At 74.7% G+C, this 17,289-nt stretch carries 15 protein-coding genes; 9 read left to right on the forward strand and 6 right to left on the reverse strand.

Features of this window, described 5'->3' with window-relative positions:
* The first annotated feature begins 120 nt into the window (after positions 1 to 120).
* The 3 genes from AD017_RS12115 to AD017_RS12125 are packed head-to-tail and all read left to right on the forward strand — an operon-like array spanning position 121 to position 2,269.
* The gene (locus AD017_RS12115) at positions 121 to 513 is read left to right on the forward strand and encodes a GntR family transcriptional regulator (RefSeq protein ID WP_060574286.1); all 393 of its coding nucleotides are present in this window, start codon (positions 121 to 123) and stop codon (positions 511 to 513) included.
* On the forward strand, positions 510 to 1,409 hold the full coding sequence (locus AD017_RS12120; protein ID WP_060574287.1) for an ATP-binding cassette domain-containing protein: 900 nt from the start codon (positions 510 to 512) through the stop codon (positions 1,407 to 1,409). Before AD017_RS12115 ends, AD017_RS12120 begins: the two co-directional genes overlap by 4 nt.
* Positions 1,406 to 2,269 carry a hypothetical protein gene (locus AD017_RS12125; RefSeq protein ID WP_060574288.1) on the forward strand — a complete coding sequence of 288 codons (864 nt, stop codon included), beginning with the start codon at positions 1,406 to 1,408 and terminating at the stop codon, positions 2,267 to 2,269. The genes AD017_RS12120 and AD017_RS12125 overlap by 4 nt, the downstream gene beginning before the upstream one ends.
* Before the next feature lie 12 nt (positions 2,270 to 2,281).
* On the opposite strand, the gene AD017_RS12130 is transcribed toward AD017_RS12125, so the two are convergent.
* From AD017_RS12130 to AD017_RS12140, 3 genes are read right to left on the reverse strand one after another with little or no spacing between them, the layout of a single operon-like run.
* Positions 2,282 to 3,238, reverse strand: coding sequence for a TIGR03557 family F420-dependent LLM class oxidoreductase (locus tag AD017_RS12130; protein WP_060574289.1), 957 nt, complete (start codon positions 3,236 to 3,238; stop codon positions 2,282 to 2,284).
* Positions 3,239 to 3,298: 60 nt separating this feature from the next.
* Positions 3,299 to 4,246, reverse strand: coding sequence for an NADP-dependent oxidoreductase (locus AD017_RS12135; protein ID WP_060574290.1), 948 nt, complete (start codon positions 4,244 to 4,246; stop codon positions 3,299 to 3,301).
* A gap of 58 nt (positions 4,247 to 4,304) precedes the next feature.
* Complete coding sequence (locus tag AD017_RS12140; RefSeq protein ID WP_060574291.1) at positions 4,305 to 5,723, reverse strand: amidase; 1,419 nt, start codon at positions 5,721 to 5,723, stop codon at positions 4,305 to 4,307.
* 400 nt (positions 5,724 to 6,123) lie between these two features.
* Between AD017_RS12140 and AD017_RS12145 the strand changes: the two genes are divergently transcribed.
* Positions 6,124 to 10,518, forward strand: coding sequence for a Pls/PosA family non-ribosomal peptide synthetase (locus tag AD017_RS12145; protein WP_145984047.1), 4,395 nt, complete (start codon positions 6,124 to 6,126; stop codon positions 10,516 to 10,518).
* A gap of 157 nt (positions 10,519 to 10,675) precedes the next feature.
* Positions 10,676 to 11,068: a group 1 truncated hemoglobin gene (locus tag AD017_RS12150; protein WP_033200631.1), complete on the forward strand. Its 393-nt coding sequence runs from the start codon at positions 10,676 to 10,678 to the stop codon at positions 11,066 to 11,068.
* Between the two features lie 10 nt (positions 11,069 to 11,078).
* Here AD017_RS12150 and AD017_RS12155 read toward each other — a convergent pair whose 3' ends face one another.
* Complete coding sequence (locus AD017_RS12155) at positions 11,079 to 11,498, reverse strand: hypothetical protein (RefSeq protein WP_060574293.1); 420 nt, start codon at positions 11,496 to 11,498, stop codon at positions 11,079 to 11,081.
* 140 nt (positions 11,499 to 11,638) lie between these two features.
* Here AD017_RS12155 and AD017_RS12160 point away from each other — a divergent pair, with 140 nt between their 5' ends.
* The 3 genes from AD017_RS12160 (at position 11,639) to AD017_RS12170 (ending at position 15,073) form a co-directional block, all read left to right on the forward strand.
* A complete protein-coding gene (locus AD017_RS12160; protein ID WP_060574294.1) occupies positions 11,639 to 12,472 on the forward strand; it encodes an SDR family oxidoreductase in 834 nt (277 codons plus the stop codon).
* A 151-nt stretch (positions 12,473 to 12,623) separates the two neighbouring features.
* On the forward strand, positions 12,624 to 14,285 hold the full coding sequence (locus AD017_RS12165; RefSeq protein ID WP_060574295.1) for an NAD(P)/FAD-dependent oxidoreductase: 1,662 nt from the start codon (positions 12,624 to 12,626) through the stop codon (positions 14,283 to 14,285).
* The gene (locus tag AD017_RS12170; RefSeq protein ID WP_060574296.1) at positions 14,285 to 15,073 is read left to right on the forward strand and encodes a carbon-nitrogen hydrolase family protein; all 789 of its coding nucleotides are present in this window, start codon (positions 14,285 to 14,287) and stop codon (positions 15,071 to 15,073) included. The genes AD017_RS12165 and AD017_RS12170 overlap by 1 nt, the downstream gene beginning before the upstream one ends.
* 61 nt (positions 15,074 to 15,134) lie before the next feature.
* On the opposite strand, the gene AD017_RS12175 is transcribed toward AD017_RS12170, so the two are convergent.
* The gene (locus AD017_RS12175) at positions 15,135 to 15,977 is read right to left on the reverse strand and encodes an SDR family NAD(P)-dependent oxidoreductase (RefSeq protein WP_145982735.1); all 843 of its coding nucleotides are present in this window, start codon (positions 15,975 to 15,977) and stop codon (positions 15,135 to 15,137) included.
* Between the two features lie 150 nt (positions 15,978 to 16,127).
* Positions 16,128 to 16,385, reverse strand: a complete 258-nt coding sequence (locus tag AD017_RS12180; protein ID WP_060574297.1) for a hypothetical protein — start codon at positions 16,383 to 16,385, stop codon at positions 16,128 to 16,130.
* 114 nt (positions 16,386 to 16,499) lie between these two features.
* On the opposite strand from AD017_RS12180, the gene AD017_RS12185 reads away from it, so the two are divergent.
* Positions 16,500 to 17,285, forward strand: coding sequence for a hypothetical protein (locus AD017_RS12185; protein WP_010224395.1), 786 nt, complete (start codon positions 16,500 to 16,502; stop codon positions 17,283 to 17,285).
* Positions 17,286 to 17,289 lie beyond the last annotated feature (4 nt).

The raw sequence follows: 17,289 nt of genomic DNA on the forward strand, positions 1-17,289 counted from the left end.
GGCGCTCCCCGGGCGGAGGGGATCCGGGGAGCGTGGACCGGCCACCGGGCCGGGTGCCGGTGGGGGATCGGCACCCGGCCCGCATGATGTGGCACCAGACCGTCCGGGGAGGAGGTACCGGTGATCGAGTACCGGATCGACCGGCGCTCCGGGGTGGCCGCGTACGTGCAGATCGTCCGGCAGACGAAGGAGGCGCTGCTGCTCGGGACGCTGCGGGCCGGGGACCGGCTGCCGACGGCCCGCGAGGTCGTCGAGGCCACCGCGATCAACCCGAACACCGTGCTCAAGGCCTATCGGGAGCTGGAGCGTGACGGGCTGGTCGAGGCGAAGCGGGGGGTCGGGACGTTCGTCCGGGCCGACGCCGTCGCCGCCGGGCCGGCCGCGAGCTCGCCGCTGCGGGCGGAGCTGGAGGACTGGGCGGCCCGCGCCGTCGCGGCGGGGCTGTCCCGGGAGGAGGCCGACGCGCTCGTGCGCGCGGCCCTCGACCGGCACTACGACCGAGGAGACGTATGACCACCGCAGGGACCCACGCGGTGCGCACCTCCGGGCTCGGCCGCCGGCACGGCGGGACCCGGGCGCTGCGTGACTGCTCGCTCACCGTCGACCCCGGCTCCGTGGTCGCGCTGACCGGCGCGCCCGGTGCCGGGAAGTCGACGCTGCTCGGCCTGCTGGCCGGGCTCGACCTGCCGTCGGAGGGGACCGCCGAGGTGCTCGGCGCGCCGGTGCCCACCGGCGGGCCGCACCCGGCCGTCGGCTACCTGGACCAGTCGCGGCCGCTGCCCGGGGGCTTCACCGTCGCCGAGACGCTGCGGCTGGGCGCGGCGCTGAACCCGGGCCGGTGGGACGACGGCCGCGCCGCCGACCTCGCCGGCTCGCTGCCACCGGGCAGCCGGACGGCGGCTCTCTCCGGCGGGCAGCGGGCGATGCTGGCGCTGGCGTTGGTGCTGGGCACGGGCCCGGACCTGTTGTTGCTCGACGAGCCGCTGGCCGGGCTCGACCCGCTGACCCGGCGGCGGGTGCTGGCCGCGGTCACCGCGCACGTCGCGGAGACCGGGGCGACCGCGGTGCTCGCGTCGCACGAGGTCGAGGACCTGCAGGACAGCTGCGACCGGGTGCTGTTCCTCGACCGCGGCCGGGTGCTGCTCGACGACGACGTCGACGACCTGCTGACCGGGCACCGGATCCTCGACGGTCCGGCCGGGGCCGCCGCCTGGTCCGCGGAGCACACCGTCGTCGAGCAGCGGGTGCACGGACGCGACCAGACCGTCCTGGTCCGGGGCGGACCGATCGGCCCGGCACCGGGCTGGCGGGTGAGTGCCCCCGGCCTGCTCGACGTGGTGATGGCCTACCTGCGCGCCGCCGAAGACCGCTCCGACGACCGCTCCGACGAGGCGAAGGAGACCCGATGACCTGGGTGATCTGGCGCAGCCACCGCTCCGCGCTGCTCACGACCGTGCTCCTCGCCGTGGCCGGCTGCCTGGTGGTGACCGTGCTCGCCGTCACCGGACGGCTCGACGACGCCGTGGGCGTGGACGGCCTCCTCATGGCCGACGCGTCCCAGGTCCTGGCCGCGCTCACGACGCTGGCGCCCGCACTGGCAGGGGCCTTCCTCGGCGCGCCGCTGCTCGCCGGGGACCTGGAGCGCGGCACCCACGTGCTGCTGCTGACCCAGGCGGCGTCACGGCGCCGCTGGGCCACCACGGCCCTGCTGCTCGTGGGCGGCCTCGGGGTCGTGGCCGTCACCGTCGTCACCGCCGTGCTGCAGCCGCTGAACGGCTCGGCGCAGTGGTACTCGCTCGAGGAGTTCTCCGCGACCGGGCTGCTGCCCCTGGCCCGCACCCTGTCCGCGGTCGCGCTCGGCGCGGTGATCGGGCTGCTCGTGCGGCGGGTGCTCGCGGCGTCGGGGCTCACGCTGGCCGCCGTCGTCGTGACCGAGGTGGCGCTGGCCGCCCTGCGCAACGTGCTCGTCCCGCCGGTGCTGCGCACCGGCCCGCTCCCCCACGGCGGCTCCGTCGACTCCGGCCGGGACCAGATGCTGGACGCCGGCTACACCCTGGCGGGTGGCGGCCTCCGTCCGCTCGGGACGGGCTGCACGCAGGACGACGTCGCCTGCCTGCGGGCCGCGGGGATCGACGGCAACTGGGTGCTGGTGCGACCGCTCGAGCTGCGGTGGCCGATGCACTGGGTGGAGGTCGGGCTGCACCTGCTCCTGACGACCGGCGCGCTCGCGCTGCTGTTCGCACGGCTGCGCCGGCCACTGGGCCGCTGAGCCGCCCGCGGGTCAGAGGGCCCGCAGGCGCCCGGACAGCTCCTTCTCCCAGAAGGCGAAGAACTCCTCCACGTCCGGTCCGGCGCTGATCAGCGCCAGCCGGTCGTACCCGGCGTCCGCGAAGGCCCGGACGGTCGCGACGTGCGTCTCGACGTCGGGTCCGGCGCCGAACACCCCGGCCATGTCGTCCTTGCGGACGAACGCGGTCGCGGCCTCGAAGTTCCGCACGTTCGGCAGCTCGGCCTGGACCTTCCAGCCGGTCGGGCCGAAGCGGAACAGCCGGTGCGCGGACTCCAGCGCCTCGTCGACGGTGCCGGCGTGGGCCAGCGGGACCTCGGCGTACCGGGCCCCGGTGCCGCCGGCCGCGGTGTAGGTCTCGATCAGGTCCGTGCGCGGCTCGGTGACGAACAGGGCGTCGCCGAGCTCGGCGGCGATCCGCGCGGCCCGCGGCCCGCCGGCGGCGACCGCGATCTCCGGCCGCGTCTCCGGCAGGTCGAACACCCGGGCGTCCTCGATGGACAGGTACCGGCCGCGGTAGGTGCGGTAGCCGCCCTCCCAGAGCAGACGGATGATCTCCAGCGCCTCGCGGAGCATCTCCTGGCGCACCCCGACGACCGGCCACTCGGCGCCGGTCACGTGCTCGGAGAGCCGCTCCCCCGATCCGACGCCGAGGGTGAACCGGCCGTCGGACAGCAGCGCGGTCGTCGCGGCGGCCTGCGCGACGATCGCCGGGTGGTACCGGATGGTCGGGCAGGTCACCCCGGTGGCGAGCCGGATCCGCTCCGTGCGGGCCGCGATCGCGGCGAGGATCGACCAGGCGAACCCGGAGTGACCGTGGCTCTCCAGCCAGGGGTGGTAGTGGTCGGAGATCTCGACGAAGTCGAAGCCGGCCTCCTCGGCGCGGACGGCCTGGCGGACCATCTCCTGCGGGGAGTAGGCCTCGGCGAAGAGCTTGAAGCCGATCTGCACGGCGGGTTCCTTCCCTGCTGGCTCGCGGATCCGGCCGTGGTTACCCGGGCGGCCGGACGGTCACTCCTGCGGCAACAGGACGATCTTCCCGGCGGTGTGCCGCTGCTCCAGCTCGGTGTAGGCGTCACGCACCGCGGCCAGCGGGTAGGCGCCGGCGATCGGGATCTCCAGCGCGCCGTCGGCCGCCAGGTCGCCGAGCGCGGCCAGGTCCTCCCGGCCCGCGGCGTCCGCGGTGCCCCGGGTGTGCACGCCGTACTCCTCGGCGCCCTCGAAGTCGATGATCGTGTTGATCCGGCCGGCCGGGACGCCGAGCTCCCGGGCCAGTGCGACGTAGCCGCCACCGGCGACGTCCACCCACGCGTGCACCGCGGCCGGCAGGGCGGCCTGCAGGTTCTCCCGGGTCTCCCGGGGAGAACCGCCGTAGGCCACCGGGGTCACCGCCATCTCCCGCAGGCGGGCGTGGTGCCGCTGGGAGGCCACCCCGACGACCTCGACGTCGCGCAGGGTCAGCAGCTGGGCGGCGATCTGCCCGACACCGCCCGCCGCCCCGGAGACGACGACCGTCTCCCCCGGTTCCGGGGCGACCGCCTCGACCGACGCCGTCGCGGCGGCGCCGGCGACGTACAGCGCGCCGGCGGTGGCCGCGTCCAGCCCGGCGGGCCGGTGCAGGACCTGCTCGGAGGGGACGTCGACCCAGGTCGCCTGGGCGGCACGGTCGTCGGTCCAGCCGAAGACGTCCTCGCCCGGCTCGAGCCCCGTCACGCCGTCGCCGACCGCGGCGACGACGCCCGCCCAGTCACTGCCCTGGCCGCTCGGGAAGTCGCTGGGCCAGGTCCCGGCGAAGGCGCCCGCACGGAGCGCGGCCTCCCCGGGGTTGATGCCCGCGGCGTGCACCTCGACCAGGACGCGCCGCGGACCGGGGTCCCCGAACTCGGTGTCGGCCACGTACAGCCGGTCGACGTCGCCGTGGCTGTCGAACCGCACCGTACGGCCGTTGCGTGTACCCATGGACGTCCGGGTTCCCGCTCCGGCCCGCCGGGTCACCGGTGCGCGGCGATGAGTCCCCTCACACCCCCGGGCGCAGCTGCTCGACGGCCGCGGCGACCTCCAGCAGGAACCGGTCGGCGCCGTGCCGCGCGACGATCTGCAGCCCGACGGGCAGCCCGCCGGGTGTCCGGCCGAACGGCACCGAGATCGCCGGGCACCCGGTGACGGTGATCAGGTACGCCGACCGCATCCAGTCCAGGTAGGACTCCATGGGACGGCCGTCGATCTCGGTCGGGAACTCCTGGTCCGCGGGGAACGGCGGCACCTGCGACACGGGAAGCACGAGCACGTCGTGGTCGGCGAAGAACGCGCGCGCGGCGTGCGCGAGCGACGTGCGCTGCCCGTGGGCCCGCGCGACGTCGGCACCGGTCAGCGACGCGCCGGCCCGGATGTTGGCGGCCAGCGTCGCCTTGAACTCGTCCGGGTGCGCGGCGAGGAGCTCACCGAACGCGGCCTGGAAGTGCCAGGCGCGCAGCGTGCGGAAGCACTCGTCGGCCCCGGTCAGGTCGGGCACCGCGGAGCCGACCACGGCGCCGGCCCCGGCCAGCGCGGGCACCGCCGACGACACGACGGCGGCGACGTCCGGGTCGACGGCGAACGCGCCGTCCAGGTCGGTCGACACCGCCACCCGCAGCCCGGCGAGCGGGGCCGGGCGGAGCGGGGGTGCGAACGCCGCACCGGGGTCGCCGAGCGCGTGCGGCGCGCGCGGGTCCGGCCCGGCCAGCACCGACAGCAGCAGCGCGAGATCACCGGCCGAGCGCGCCATCGGGCCCCCGGTCGCGGTGGTCTCCCACATGTTCTGCGCGGGCCACGCCGGCACCCGGCCCAGTGACGGGCGGAGCCCCACCACCCCGCAGAACGACGCCGGGTTGCGCAGCGAGCCACCCATGTCCGAACCGTCGGCCAGCGGCACCATCCCGGACGCCAGCGCGCACGCCGCCCCGCCGGACGAGCCCCCGGCCGAGCGGGACGGGTCGTGCGGGTTGCGCGTCGTCCCGAAGACCCGGTTGAAGGTGTGCGAGCCGGCGGCGAACTCCGGCACGTTCGTCTTCCCGATCGGGACCGCACCGGCCCGCCGGATCCGCTCGACGATCAGGTCGTCGGCGTCCGGGACGTGCTCGGCGAACAGCGGCGAGCCCGAGGTGGTGCGCCAGCCCGCGGCGGCGTGGGTGTCCTTGAAGGCGAACGGCAGCCCGTGCAGCGGGCCGACGTCCGCGCCCGAGGCGAGCCGCTCGTCGGCGGCGGCCGCGCCGGCCCGGGCCCGCTCCGGGTCGAGGGAGACGATCGCGTTCAGCTCCGGGTTCCGCTCGGCGATCCGGTCGAGGTGCAGCTCCAGCAGCTCGCGCGCCGAGATCTCGCGGGCGCGCAGCGCGGCGGCCTGCTCCTGAGCGCCCGAGTCGGCCGTGAGCCGGTCGGAGGCGTTCCCGCTGGTCGTCATCGAGCGCTCCCGGGGGTGTCGCGGGCGGGGTAGGGGTGGAGCACAGCATGACTCGCCGGGCCCGCGAGCGGCACCGGCCGTGACCGTCCCCACCGGACGACCCTGGCGTCGTGACACCATTCCGGAACGGAACGCCGGGAATTGCGTGCCGCATTCCGCGACCCGTTCTCGGAGTGGTACGACAATGACCCCGATCCATTCCAGGAGCCGCGTCGGACATCCGGCCGATCCGACGACGCTGCTGCTGAGAGGGTTCGTCGATAAGGCGACCCTGACCGGGACACGGTTCCGTCCCCCGTTGCTACGTGCGCCGGACCCGATCGGTTCACCACTTTGCGAGTGACACTTACCACCGGCTTCCCCGGCATTTTCCGACCACTTTCGTGGGTAGCCGGACCCCATGACGGACGTGCACAACCGGCCGGCTCCCGCGGACGGAGCCGACGGTCGCGATGATCATGGCGGGCCGGGCGGCCCCCGGGTGATCCGCCGGGATCTCCCGTTCCGGCCGTCCCCCCGCCCCCGGACGGCGATCGACGAGCGGGTCCTCGTACCCGGCGACTCGCTCGCCCCGCCGCGCACCCGGCCCGGGGAGCAGCTCGCCGAGGTCTTCGAGGAGGCCGTGGACGCCCACCCCGGCTCCGTGGCCGTCGACACCGGCGACACGCAGCTCACCTACCGCGAGCTCGACGCCCGTGCCGACCGGCTCGCCCGCCACCTCCACGCCCGCGGGACGGGCCCCGGCGACGTCGTCGGCCTGCTGCTCGACGACCCGGTGGAGACCTACACCGCCCTGCTCGCGGTCCTGAAGACCGGCGCCACGTACGTCCCGCTCGACGCCGGCTTCCCCGCCGACCGGATCGCCCACATCCTCGACGACTCGTCCGCCGGGCTGCTGCTCGCGACGACGTCGGCCCTGGACGCCGTCGGTGACGCGATCGACGGCGACGTCGAGATCCTCCGCGTCGCCGGGGAGGGCTCGGCCGCCGAGGAGATCGCGCGCCGGCCCGCCGAGCGGCTCGGCACCGACGACCGCCGCGACGGCGGGGAGCACCCCGCCTACCTGATCTACACGTCCGGCTCGACCGGGCGGCCCAAGGGCGTGGTGATCTCCCACCCGGCGATCTGCAACTTCGTCCGGGTCGCGGCCGACGAGTACGGCGTGCTCCCGGACGACCGTATGTACCAGGGCCTCACGCTCGCGTTCGACTTCTCGGTCGAGGAGATCTGGACGTCGTTCCTGGTCGGCGCGACCCTCGTCCCGAAGCCCGCCGGGGTCTCGCTGGTCGGCGAGGACCTGCACGCCTTCCTCGCCGAGCAGCGGATCACCGCCCTGTGCTGCGTCCCGACGCTGCTCGCGACGCTCGACGACGACCTCGACGACCTCCGCTTCCTGCTCGTCTCCGGCGAGGCGTGCCCGCAGGACCTGGTGCGCCGCTGGCACACCGGGGACCGCCGGTTCCTCAACGTCTACGGCCCCACCGAGGCCACCGTGACCGCGACCTGGACCGAGCTCCACCCGGACCGCCCGGTGACGATCGGCGAGCCGCTGCCGACCTACGCGGTACTGGTCCTCGACCCCGAGGACCCCACCCGGGTCCTGCCGTTCGGCGAGACCGGTGAGATCGCGATCGCCGGCGCCGGCCTGGCCGACGGCTACCTGAACCGGGACGACAAGACCGCCGCCGCGTTCGTCGCGTGCCCGGTCGAGCTGCCGGGGAACCCGTCCGGCCTGGTCTACCGGACCGGGGACCTCGGCCGCGTCGACGACGACGGCGAGATCGAGTACCGGGGCCGGATCGACCTGCAGGTCAAGATCCGCGGCTACCGGATCGAGCTCGCCGAGATCGAGGCCGTCCTGCTGGAGCACCCGTCGGTCGCGATGGCCGTCGTCGACACCCACGATCCGGGCGGCGGGAAGGAGCTGGTGGCCTGGTACAGCCTGGTCAGCGGTGCCGACCACCCGGACGACCTGCAGGATCGGCTGCGCGACCGGCTGCCGTCCTACATGGTGCCCACCTACCTGGAGCACCTCGACCGGATCCCGATGACCACCAGCGACAAGGCGGACCGTGCGAACCTGCCCGCCCCGGCCGGGGGCCGGGTGCGGGCGTCCGGCCCGGTCGTCGCGCCGGAGTCCGACGTCGAGCGCGGACTGGTCGAGGAGCTCGCCGGCGCGCTCGGCGTGGAGCCCGGCGAGATCTCGGTGACCGCGCACCTGTTCGACGAGCTCGGCGCGACGTCGCTGCTCATGGCCGGTGTCGCGGCGTCCGTCCGTCGTCGCGACGACCTGCCGCCGGTGAGCGCGCGCGACGTCTACCGGAATCCGACCGTCCGCGATCTCGCCGCCGCGGTCGGCGACGCCCCGCCGGTCACCGCCGCCGCGACCGACGTCGAGCCGGTCCGGCCGCGGCCGGTCGCGCACGCCCTCACCGGGCTCGCGCACCTGGCCCTCCTGCTGGCCGCCGGGTTCGCGACGGCCGCCGTCGTCACCCTGGGCTACGGCTGGGTGTCGGCGGCGCCGGACACCGCCGGGACCGCGGCCCGGGCCGGGGGCCTCGCCGCCGGCCTGCTGGCCGGGGTCGCGCTCCTGCCGGTGCTGGCGAAGTGGACGCTGATCGGCCGGTTCACCGAGCGCACCGTCCCGCTGTGGGGCCTCACGCACCTCCGGTTCTGGGTCGTGTCGACGCTGATCCGCACCAGCCCGGTCGTCCTGCTGGCCGGGACCCCCGTGTTCACCCTGTGGCTGCGGCTGCTCGGTGCCCGGATCGGCCGGGGCAGCACCTGGTTCGGCGCCGTGCCGGTCGCGACCGATCTCGTCCGCACCGGTGAGCGCACCCTGGTGCACCCGGAGGCGTCGCTGCAGGGCTACCGGGCCGTGCCGGGCGCGCTGGAGTTCGGCCCCGTCGACGTCGGCGACGACTGCGTCGTCGGCGAGGCGGGCGTGCTGGACGTGCGGACCCGGATGGGGGACGGCGCCCAGCTCGGTCACGCCTCCGCGCTGCGGCCCGGCGTCACCGTCCCGGCCGGCGAGGTCTGGCACGGGTCCCCGGCCGGACCGTCCGGTTCGGACTACCGGACCGTGACGCCGGTCGGCGCGGGCCGGGTCCGCCGCGCGGTCTACGGCACGGTGCTGGCCGCGCTGCTGTGGGCGGTCGTCAGCGCGGTGCTCGCGGTCGTCGTGACCGTCTACGCGAGGTTCGCGCCGCAGGTCACGGCCCTGATCGGCGCGCAGGCCGGGGAACGGTGGTGGTACCTCGGGGTCGGCGTCGTGGCCGTCATGACGCTGGTCGTGCTCGCGCTGGCCGTCGGCGTGGCCGCCGTGCTGGCGCTGCCGCGGCTGGCGGGGCTGCTGGTGCCCGTCGACCGGACCTTCCCGCTGTACGGCGTCCGGCACGTCGCCCAGCAGGTCGTCACCGGTGTGTCCAACGCACGGTTCCTCGTCCTGCTGCTCGGCGACAGCTCCTTCATCACCGGCTACCTGAGGGGGCTCGGCTACGACCTCGGCGACCTCCACCAGACCGGGTCGAACTTCGGCACCCAGCTGCGCCAGGAGTCGCCGCGGTTCGTGCACGTCGGGCGGGGCACGATGGTGTCCGACGGCCTGCGGATGATGAACACCGACCTGTCGCACGACTCGTTCCGGATCCGCCCGGTGCGACTGGGTGCGGACAACTTCGTCGGCAACGACGTCCACCTCCCGCCGGACGCCCGCACCGGCGACGACGTGCTCCTCGCGACCAAGGTCATGGTCCCGACGGACGGGCCGGTGCGGTCCGGCGTCGGGCTGCTCGGCTCGCCGCCGATGGAGATCCCGCGCTCCGGTGCGGGCCCGCACCCGAACACACCGGCCACCGAGGACGAGCGGCTGCGGCGGCTGCGGTCGAAGAACCGCTACAACGCCTCGACCGTGCTGGCCACGGTGCTGCTGCGGGCGTTCGGCGCCGCCGCGGCGCTGCTGCCGGTGGGCCTCTCGGTCGCCCTCTGGCCGACCTGGGGCCTGTGGGCGCTCGGCCCGGCGGTGTTCCTCGGCCCGCTGCTGCTGATGCTGTGGTCGGCCCTGCTCGAGCGGGCCACGCTGGGCTTCCGGGCGCTGGAGCCGCGCACCGCGTCGATCTACGACCGCTACTTCTGGTTCCACGAGCGGCTGTGGAAGTTCTACGTCCGGCCGGTCCTGGGCGGCAGCCCGCTGCTGGTCTGGCGGAACCGGGTCGCGGGCCTGACCGCAGGCCGCCGGGTGTTCGACGACGGCGCGTCCCTGCCGGAGAAGAGCCTCGTCACGGTCGGCGACGACGCCGTCCTCAACGCCGGGTCGGTCGTGCAGTGCCACTCCCTGGAGGACGGGCGGTTCGAGTCCGGCCGGTCCCGGATCGGCGACGGCGCCTGCGTCGGGGTGCGCGCGTTCGTGCACCACTCCACCGAGGTGGGCGACGGCGCGACGCTGGCCGCCGACTCCTTCCTGCTCAAGGGCGAGCAGGTCGGGGCGGGCGAGCACTGGGGCGGCAACCCCGCCGAGCCGGAGCGGCCCGGGGCCGTGGACACGTCCGGCACCGGGGACGACGCCGGGGACGACTTCCTGGCCCGGGTGCAGGAGCGGTTCGACGCGACGGACCCGGACGCGACGGTCGCGTCGCTCGCGGTGCTGGGCGTTCTGGCGGACCGGATGCCTCCCGCGGAGCGCACCGCGCTGGCCCGCCGGCTGCCCGGGGAGCTGCGCTCGCGCATCCCGGTGCTCGCGGAGCCCGACGCGCCCGGGCCGGAACCGGCGGTCCCCGACCAGCGGTCCGCCGGCTGAGCCGGGTCCGCGTCGACCGCCCGGCGCCGCGGACCGGTTGTGCGAAATTCAGTTGTGCACCATTGACGCGCCCCGCTCCGGCCGGGACCGTAGGTGTGACCGCCGCCACGCGGTCACCGTCCCGGACCCGCCGCCCTACACCGGAGTGGAGCAGCACATGACCGAGCAGTCCCTGTTCGAGCGCCTCGGAGGCGTCTACGGCATCGCCGGGGCGGTCGACATCCTCGTCGACCGGCTCTTCGAGAACGCCTCGGTCAACGCCAACGAGGCGGTGCACGCCCACCACGGCGTCCCGGCGAACGCGGCCGGCTACAAGTTCCTGGTGACGGCGTGGTCGGTCCAGGCCGCGGGCGGCCCGCAGTGCTATCCGGGCCTGGACATGATCACCGCGCACGAGACCATGGGCGTCACGGACGAGCAGTTCGACGCGGTCGCGATGGAGATCGCGTCGACGCTCAGCTTCTGCGGCGTCCCGGCGGCCGAGCACGTCGAGTTCATGGACATCATCGAGAGCTACCGCCCACAGGTCGTCGAGCAGAAGGTCGCCTGATCTCGTCCGATCAGCGCAATGACCAGGCGCAGCCGCCGCTGAAGGTCACCGCCTCACCGGCGACCAGCTCGGCGGCGGCGCGCCCGTGCACCGCGGCGCGGGCCGCCTCCCGCGTGCCGGGGCCGGTACGGCTGTAGGCGCAGGCGCGGCCGGCGGCGGGCCCGTCGGTCACCCAGTGGCCGGGCACCAGGACGGGCCCCACCCGGAACCGCCCGTCGGCCACCCGGGTCACCGCGGCCGGGTGCGGCTGCGGGGCGTGCAGGCCGGCGGCCGCCCCGATGGGCGGGGGCGGCTCGTCGTCGGTCACGAAGGTGCGCACCAGCAGCAGCGGTACGACGACGGCGAGCAGGACCCACGGCCACACGACGGTCCGCTTCCCCGCGGCCTCCCGCTCGGCGTAGTACCGCTCGTAGGGTCCGTCGCCGTCCATCACACCCCCACCCCCGGCCGGCCTCCCGGTTACCCGGCAGTAGGTATCTGCGCGGCCGCCGTCTACGCTGCGTGCGACCGTCCACGGGAGCCAGGGCCGGAAGGCCCTGGCTCCGGCACCGACGCCGTCCGGGAGCGCCGATGAAGACCTTCACCGACCGCACTGCCGCGATCACCGGGGCCGGCTCCGGCATCGGCCGGGCACTGGCGCTGCGCCTGGCGGGCGACGGCTGCCACCTCGCCCTCGCCGACCGCGACGCCGCCGGGCTCGCCGAGACCGCCGCGCTGGCCGGCCCGCAGGTGCGGGTGACGACGACCGAACTGGACGTCGCCGACGAGAAGTCCGTGTTCGACTGGGCCGACCGGGTGGTCGCCGACCACGGCGGGGTCCACCTCGTGGTCAACAACGCCGGCGTCGCGCTGTCCGGCACGGTCGAGGCGCTCTCGCTCGACGACTACCGCTGGATCATGGACATCAACTTCTGGGGCGTCGTCTACGGGACCAAGGCGTTCCTGCCGCACCTGCAGGCCGCGGGCGAGGGCCACGTCGTCAACCTGTCGAGCATCTTCGGTGTCGCCGCCCAGCCGCTGATGAGCGGCTACAACGCGAGCAAGTACGCCGTCCGCGGGTTCACCGAGTCGCTGCGGCAGGACCTGGAGCTGACCGGGTCGGCGGTCTCGGCGACCTGCGTGCACCCGGGCGGGATCAAGACCAACATCGCGAAGGCCGCCCGGGTCGACGACAGTGTCGCCGCGGCGACCGGCAAGCCGTCCGACGCCGCCACGGCCGAGTTCGAGCGGATGCTGAACACCACTCCGGACAAGGCCGCCCGCACGATCCTCGACGGTGTCCGCGCCGACCGGCGGCGGGTCCTCATCGGTCCGGACGCGTGGGCGATCGACTCGATGGTGCGGCTACTGCCGTCCGCCTACCAGCGGATCGTCACGGGCGCGGTGCGCTCGCGGCGGGGCTGACGCGGTGCGCTCGCGCCGGGGCTGACGCGGTGCGCTCGCGCCGGGGCTGACGCGGGGCTCCGGACGGCCGCGAACGCCGGGGCCCGGCGGGACCGCCGGATAGGGTCGATCGGACCGGGCGACCCCCGGCCCGACCCCGAGGAGTCACACGATGAGTCCCGACCCGCGCCCGGTCACCGCCTTCGGACCGGACTTCCCGTTCCCGTTCGACGACTGGATCTCCCACCCGGCCGGGCTCGGCCGGGTGCCGCCGGACCGGCTCGGGGCCGAGGTCGCGGTCGTCGGGGCCGGGATCGCCGGGCTCGTCGCGGCCTACGAGCTGATGCGGATCGGGCTGCGGCCGGTCGTGTACGAGCCGTCGCACCTCGGCGGGCGCCTGCGGTCCCAGCCGTTCGAGGGCGCCGACGGGATCGTCGCCGAGCTGGGCGGGATGCGGTTCCCCCGCTCGTCGACCGCCTTCCACCACTACGTGGACCTGCTCGGCCTGCGCACCGAGCCGTTCCCGAACCCGCTCACCCCCGCGGCCGGCAGCACCGTGATCGACCTGCACGGCGAGACCTTCTACGGCCGGACCCTCGACGACCTGCCGCCGTTCTTCTCCGAGGTCGCCGACGCCTGGGCGTCGGCGCTGGAGCAGGGGGCCGGGTTCGGTGCGCTGCAGGAGGCGGTCCGCGCCCGGGACACGGCGACGGTCAAGCGACTGTGGGACGCGCTCGTCCCGCTGTGGGACGACCGGACCTTCTACGACTTCGTGTCCACCTCGAAGGCGTTCTCCGAGCTCTCGTTCCGCCACCGCGAGGCGTTCGGGCAGGTCGGGTTCGGCACCGGCGGGTGGGACTCGGACTTCCCGAACTCCATGCTGGAGATCCTCCGGGTGGTGACGACGGCCTGCGACGAGGACCAGCTCCTCGTCACCGGCGGGGTGGAGCAGGTCCCGCAGGGGCTGTGGCGCCGTGCACCGGACGACGCCGTGCACTGGCCGGCCGGGACCAGCCTGGCGTCGCTGCACGGTGGCGGGACCCGGCCGGGCGTCGCGCGGATCCACCGGGTCGGCCCGCACACGATCCGCGTCACCGACACCTACGGCGGCACGCGGGACTTCCCGGCGGTGCTCACCACCTGCCAGAGCTGGCTGCTGTCCACCCAGATCGACACCGACGAGTCCCTCTTCGACCAGGACGTCTGGATGGCACTCGACCGGACCCGGTACATGCAGTCGACGAAGACGTTCGTGATGGTCGACCGCCCGTTCTGGCGCGACACCGATCCCGCGACCGGGCGCGACCGGATGAGCATGACGCTGACCGACCGACTCACCCGCAGCACGTACCTGTTCGACCACGGCCCCGACCGGCCCGGCGTGATCTGCCTGTCGTACTCGTGGATGAGCGACTCGCTGAAGATGCTGCCCTACCCGGTCGAGAAGCGGGTCGGGCTCGCGCTGGCGGCGCTGCGCAAGATCTACCCCGACGTCGACGTCGCGGCGCACGTCATCGGCGACCCGATCACCGTGACCTGGGAGTCCGACCCGCACAGCCTCGGGGCCTTCAAGGGTGCGCTGCCCGGCCACTACCGCTACAACCGGCGGATGTACTGCCACTTCGTGCAGGACGGGCTGCCCCCGGCCCGGCGCGGGATCTTCATGGCCGGCGACGACGTGTCCTGGACGCCGGCCTGGGCGGAGGGCGCGGTGCAGACCGCGCTCAACGCGGTGTGGGGGATCGTCCGCCACCTCGGCGGGGCCTGCGACCCGGCGAACCCCGGCCCCGGCGACCGCTTCGACGAGCTCGCGCCGCTGGCGCTGCCGGACTGATGCGGATCGCGCTGCTGCAGGTCGAGCCGGGTTCCCGGGACGTCGCCGGGAACCTGCGCCGGCTCGCGGACGCCTGCGGGGCCGGCGTCGATCTCGTCGTCACACCGGAGATGTTCCTGACCGGCTACGACATCGGCGCCGCCGCGGTGCACGCGCTGGCCGAACCGGCCGACGGGCCGTCGGCCGCCGCCGTCGCCGGCATCGCGCGCCGCACCGGGACCGCCGTGCTGTACGGCTACCCCGAGCGGTCGGGCCGGGCCGTGTTCGACGCGGTGCAGCTCGTCGGGCCGGACGGGACACGGCTCGCCGGGTACCGCAAGACCCACCTGTTCGGCGACCTCGACCGCTCCGTGTTCGAGGCGGGGGACGACCCGCCGCCCGTCGTGGAGCTGCACGGCTGGGGCCTCGGCCTGCTGATCTGCTACGACGTGGAGTTCCCGGAGACGGTGCGCGGCCTCGCACTGGCAGGGGCGGACGCCGTGCTGGTGCCGACCGCGAACATGCTCCCGTACGACGCGGTGCCGGAGGTCCTGGTACCGGCCCGGGCCCACGAGAACCAGGTGTACGTCGCGTACGCCAACTTCGTGGGTCGCGAGGGGTCCCTCGACTACGGCGGGCTGTCCCGCGTGGCGGGGCCGACCGGCGCGGTGCCCGCCCGCGCGGGCCGCGGCGCGGAGGTGCTGGTCGCCGAGCTCGACCGCGCGGCGCTGGCGGACTCCCGGCGGGACACCCCGTACCTGGCTGACCGGCGGCCGGAGCTCTACCGGGGCCTCGCTGACGGTCCCTGACCGGCGCGGCCGCCCGCCGCGTGCCCCGGCCGCCGGGCCGGGGCACACCGGGGGTGCGGGGTCAGGAGAACTGGATGCCGCCGTCGACCAGCATCGTCTGGCCGGTGACGTAGTCGGAGTCCTCGCCGGAGAGGTAGGAGACCATCCGGGCCACGTCGTCGCCGACCGAGACCCGGCCCAGGTGGATCGAGCGGGAGTTCTCGGCCAGGGCCTCGCCGCGCTGCTGCCCGTTCTTGGCGGCGAGCTTCTGGTCGATGAGGTCCCACATGTCGGTACCGACGATGCCCGGCCCGTAGGCGTTGACGGTGATGCCGTACTCGGCCCACTCCATGGCCGCCGCCTGGGTCAGGCCGCGGACCGCCCACTTGGTCGCCGAGTACGGCCCGAGCAGCGCGAACGGGCGGAAGGCGACGATCGACGCCGCGCCGATGATCTTCCCGCCGTGTCCCTGCGCGACCATCTGCCGCGCGGCCTGGCGGTAGGAGTTGAAGATGCCGGTCAGGTTCACGTCCAGGATCTTCTGGAAGTCCGCCGCGTCGTAGGACAGCAGCTCCTCGACCTGGGCGATACCCGCGTTCGCCACGAAGACGTCCAGCCGGCCTCCGGCCTCGACGGCGGCGGCGACCGCGGCCTCGACCGAGTCCTCGTCGGTCACGTCGACGTCCACACCGGTCGCGGTGCCACCGGCGGCGACGACGGCCTTCACCGTGGCGTCGGTCCCCTCCCGGGACTGCGGCAGGTCGGCCACGACCACGTGGAAGCCGTCGCGACCGAGACGGAGGGCGATCGCCTCGCCGATGCCGCGCGCGGCACCGGTGACGACCGCGACCTGCTGCCCCTGCGGAGCCCTCGTCCGTGCGACCTCCACATGGGACTGTCCGGTGATGTCGGCGCTCGTCGTCACGGGTGCCTCCTCCTCGTCGAGTGTCCGTCCGGCCGGGTGTCGGCCGGACGACCGAGTCGATCGCAGGGAGAGGGCCCGGACAACACGGGTGCCATCTCAGGATGAGATGAGACCGGTCGTCCGGGACGGTGGTGTCTCAGCGGGAGGGGATCAGCCGACGATGCCGACGAGCACGCCGAGCCCGGCCAGCACGCAGCCGGCGACGGCGACGGCGATCGACGCCTGCAGCCACAGGTCGGCCGGGGCGGGTGCGACCCGGGCACTCACCGCGCCGTGCACCTCGGCCACGGCCTCCCGCCTGCGCAGCGCCCGCGCACGGGCGAGATATCCCGCGGCGTCACGGGTGGCGAGCCGGGCACGGCGACGGATGTCGACGTGCGCGTTCGTGGGCACCGCATCGTCCGTCATCGCCGACCTCCCGCTCACCGGTCGCCATCAGGATAGCCACGAACCCGGCCCTCGCCCACGGTCCCGCGGGGAACGGCCCGGATCCGGTACGGTCCGCCGGTCGGCGGAACGGGGGTGGCGGTGACGCAAAGGCGACGGTGGCTCCCGCCCGCAGCCTGGTGGAACCTGCCGCTGCCCGCGCTGGCGTCGTCGGCAGCCTGGATCACCCAGATCTACTTCAGCGAGGACCTGTCCGGGACGACGCAGGTCTCGCTCGTGACGATCGGGGTGCTCGCCTCCGCCCTGACCGTGCTGCTGCCCGCACTGGAGATCCGGCGCGAGCGCGGCCGGATCACGACGGCCGAGCAGCTGGCCGCCGAACGGCTCGCCGAGTACAAGGTGACCACCAACGACATGCTGATCCCGCTGTCGCTGGCCGTCACCGACGTCCTCACCACGACGTCGGCGACCGCGCGCCGGGAGGCCCGCCAGTCGCTGCGCCAGATGACGGTCGGCTTCGCCGCCGAGTACATCGGCCCGGAGCGCAGCCGGTCCTGCTTCTACGGCCTGGAGGACGACCCGGAGACCGGTGGGCGGACCCTGCGGCTGCGTGCCTGGCACGGGCGCAACCGGCAGCCGCGACCCCGGTTCGACCCGGCGGACCCGGTCGAGGCACAGGTGTTCGCCTTCGTGGACAGCCTGGACTCGATGATCGTCGCCGACGTCCAGCGGGTGCACCTGATCGGCTGGACCGACGTCTCGGAGTACCGGACCTTCGTCGCCGCCACCGTCTGTGCCGGGGAGACCCCGCTGGGCCTGCTGACCGTGGACTCGCTGCAGCCCGGTGACCTCGGCGAGGACGACCTCGACCTGGTCCGGCTGCTCGCCCAGCTGCTGGCCGCCGGGCTGTCCGCCCGCTGACGGC

The organism is Pseudonocardia sp. EC080619-01, from assembly GCF_001420995.1.
Classification (GTDB): domain Bacteria; phylum Actinomycetota; class Actinomycetes; order Mycobacteriales; family Pseudonocardiaceae; genus Pseudonocardia.

What these genes read in the sequence shown, in the direction of transcription:
- AD017_RS12135 (WP_060574290.1), bottom strand. Translation starts at nt 4,246, where the DNA reads ATGGGTACACGCAACGGCCGTACGGTGCGGTTCGACAGCCACGGCGAC.
- AD017_RS12160 (WP_060574294.1), top strand. Translation starts at nt 11,639, where the DNA reads ATGAAGACCTTCACCGACCGCACTGCCGCGATCACCGGGGCCGGCTCC.
- AD017_RS12120 (WP_060574287.1), top strand. Translation starts at nt 510, where the DNA reads ATGACCACCGCAGGGACCCACGCGGTGCGCACCTCCGGGCTCGGCCGC.
- AD017_RS12155 (WP_060574293.1), bottom strand. Translation starts at nt 11,498, where the DNA reads ATGGACGGCGACGGACCCTACGAGCGGTACTACGCCGAGCGGGAGGCC.
- AD017_RS12125 (WP_060574288.1), top strand. Translation starts at nt 1,406, where the DNA reads ATGACCTGGGTGATCTGGCGCAGCCACCGCTCCGCGCTGCTCACGACC.
- AD017_RS12165 (WP_060574295.1), top strand. Translation starts at nt 12,624, where the DNA reads ATGAGTCCCGACCCGCGCCCGGTCACCGCCTTCGGACCGGACTTCCCG.
- AD017_RS12180 (WP_060574297.1), bottom strand. Translation starts at nt 16,385, where the DNA reads ATGACGGACGATGCGGTGCCCACGAACGCGCACGTCGACATCCGTCGC.
- AD017_RS12150 (WP_033200631.1), top strand. Translation starts at nt 10,676, where the DNA reads ATGACCGAGCAGTCCCTGTTCGAGCGCCTCGGAGGCGTCTACGGCATC.
- AD017_RS12145 (WP_145984047.1), top strand. Translation starts at nt 6,124, where the DNA reads ATGACGGACGTGCACAACCGGCCGGCTCCCGCGGACGGAGCCGACGGT.
- AD017_RS12170 (WP_060574296.1), top strand. Translation starts at nt 14,285, where the DNA reads ATGCGGATCGCGCTGCTGCAGGTCGAGCCGGGTTCCCGGGACGTCGCC.
- AD017_RS12140 (WP_060574291.1), bottom strand. Translation starts at nt 5,723, where the DNA reads ATGACGACCAGCGGGAACGCCTCCGACCGGCTCACGGCCGACTCGGGC.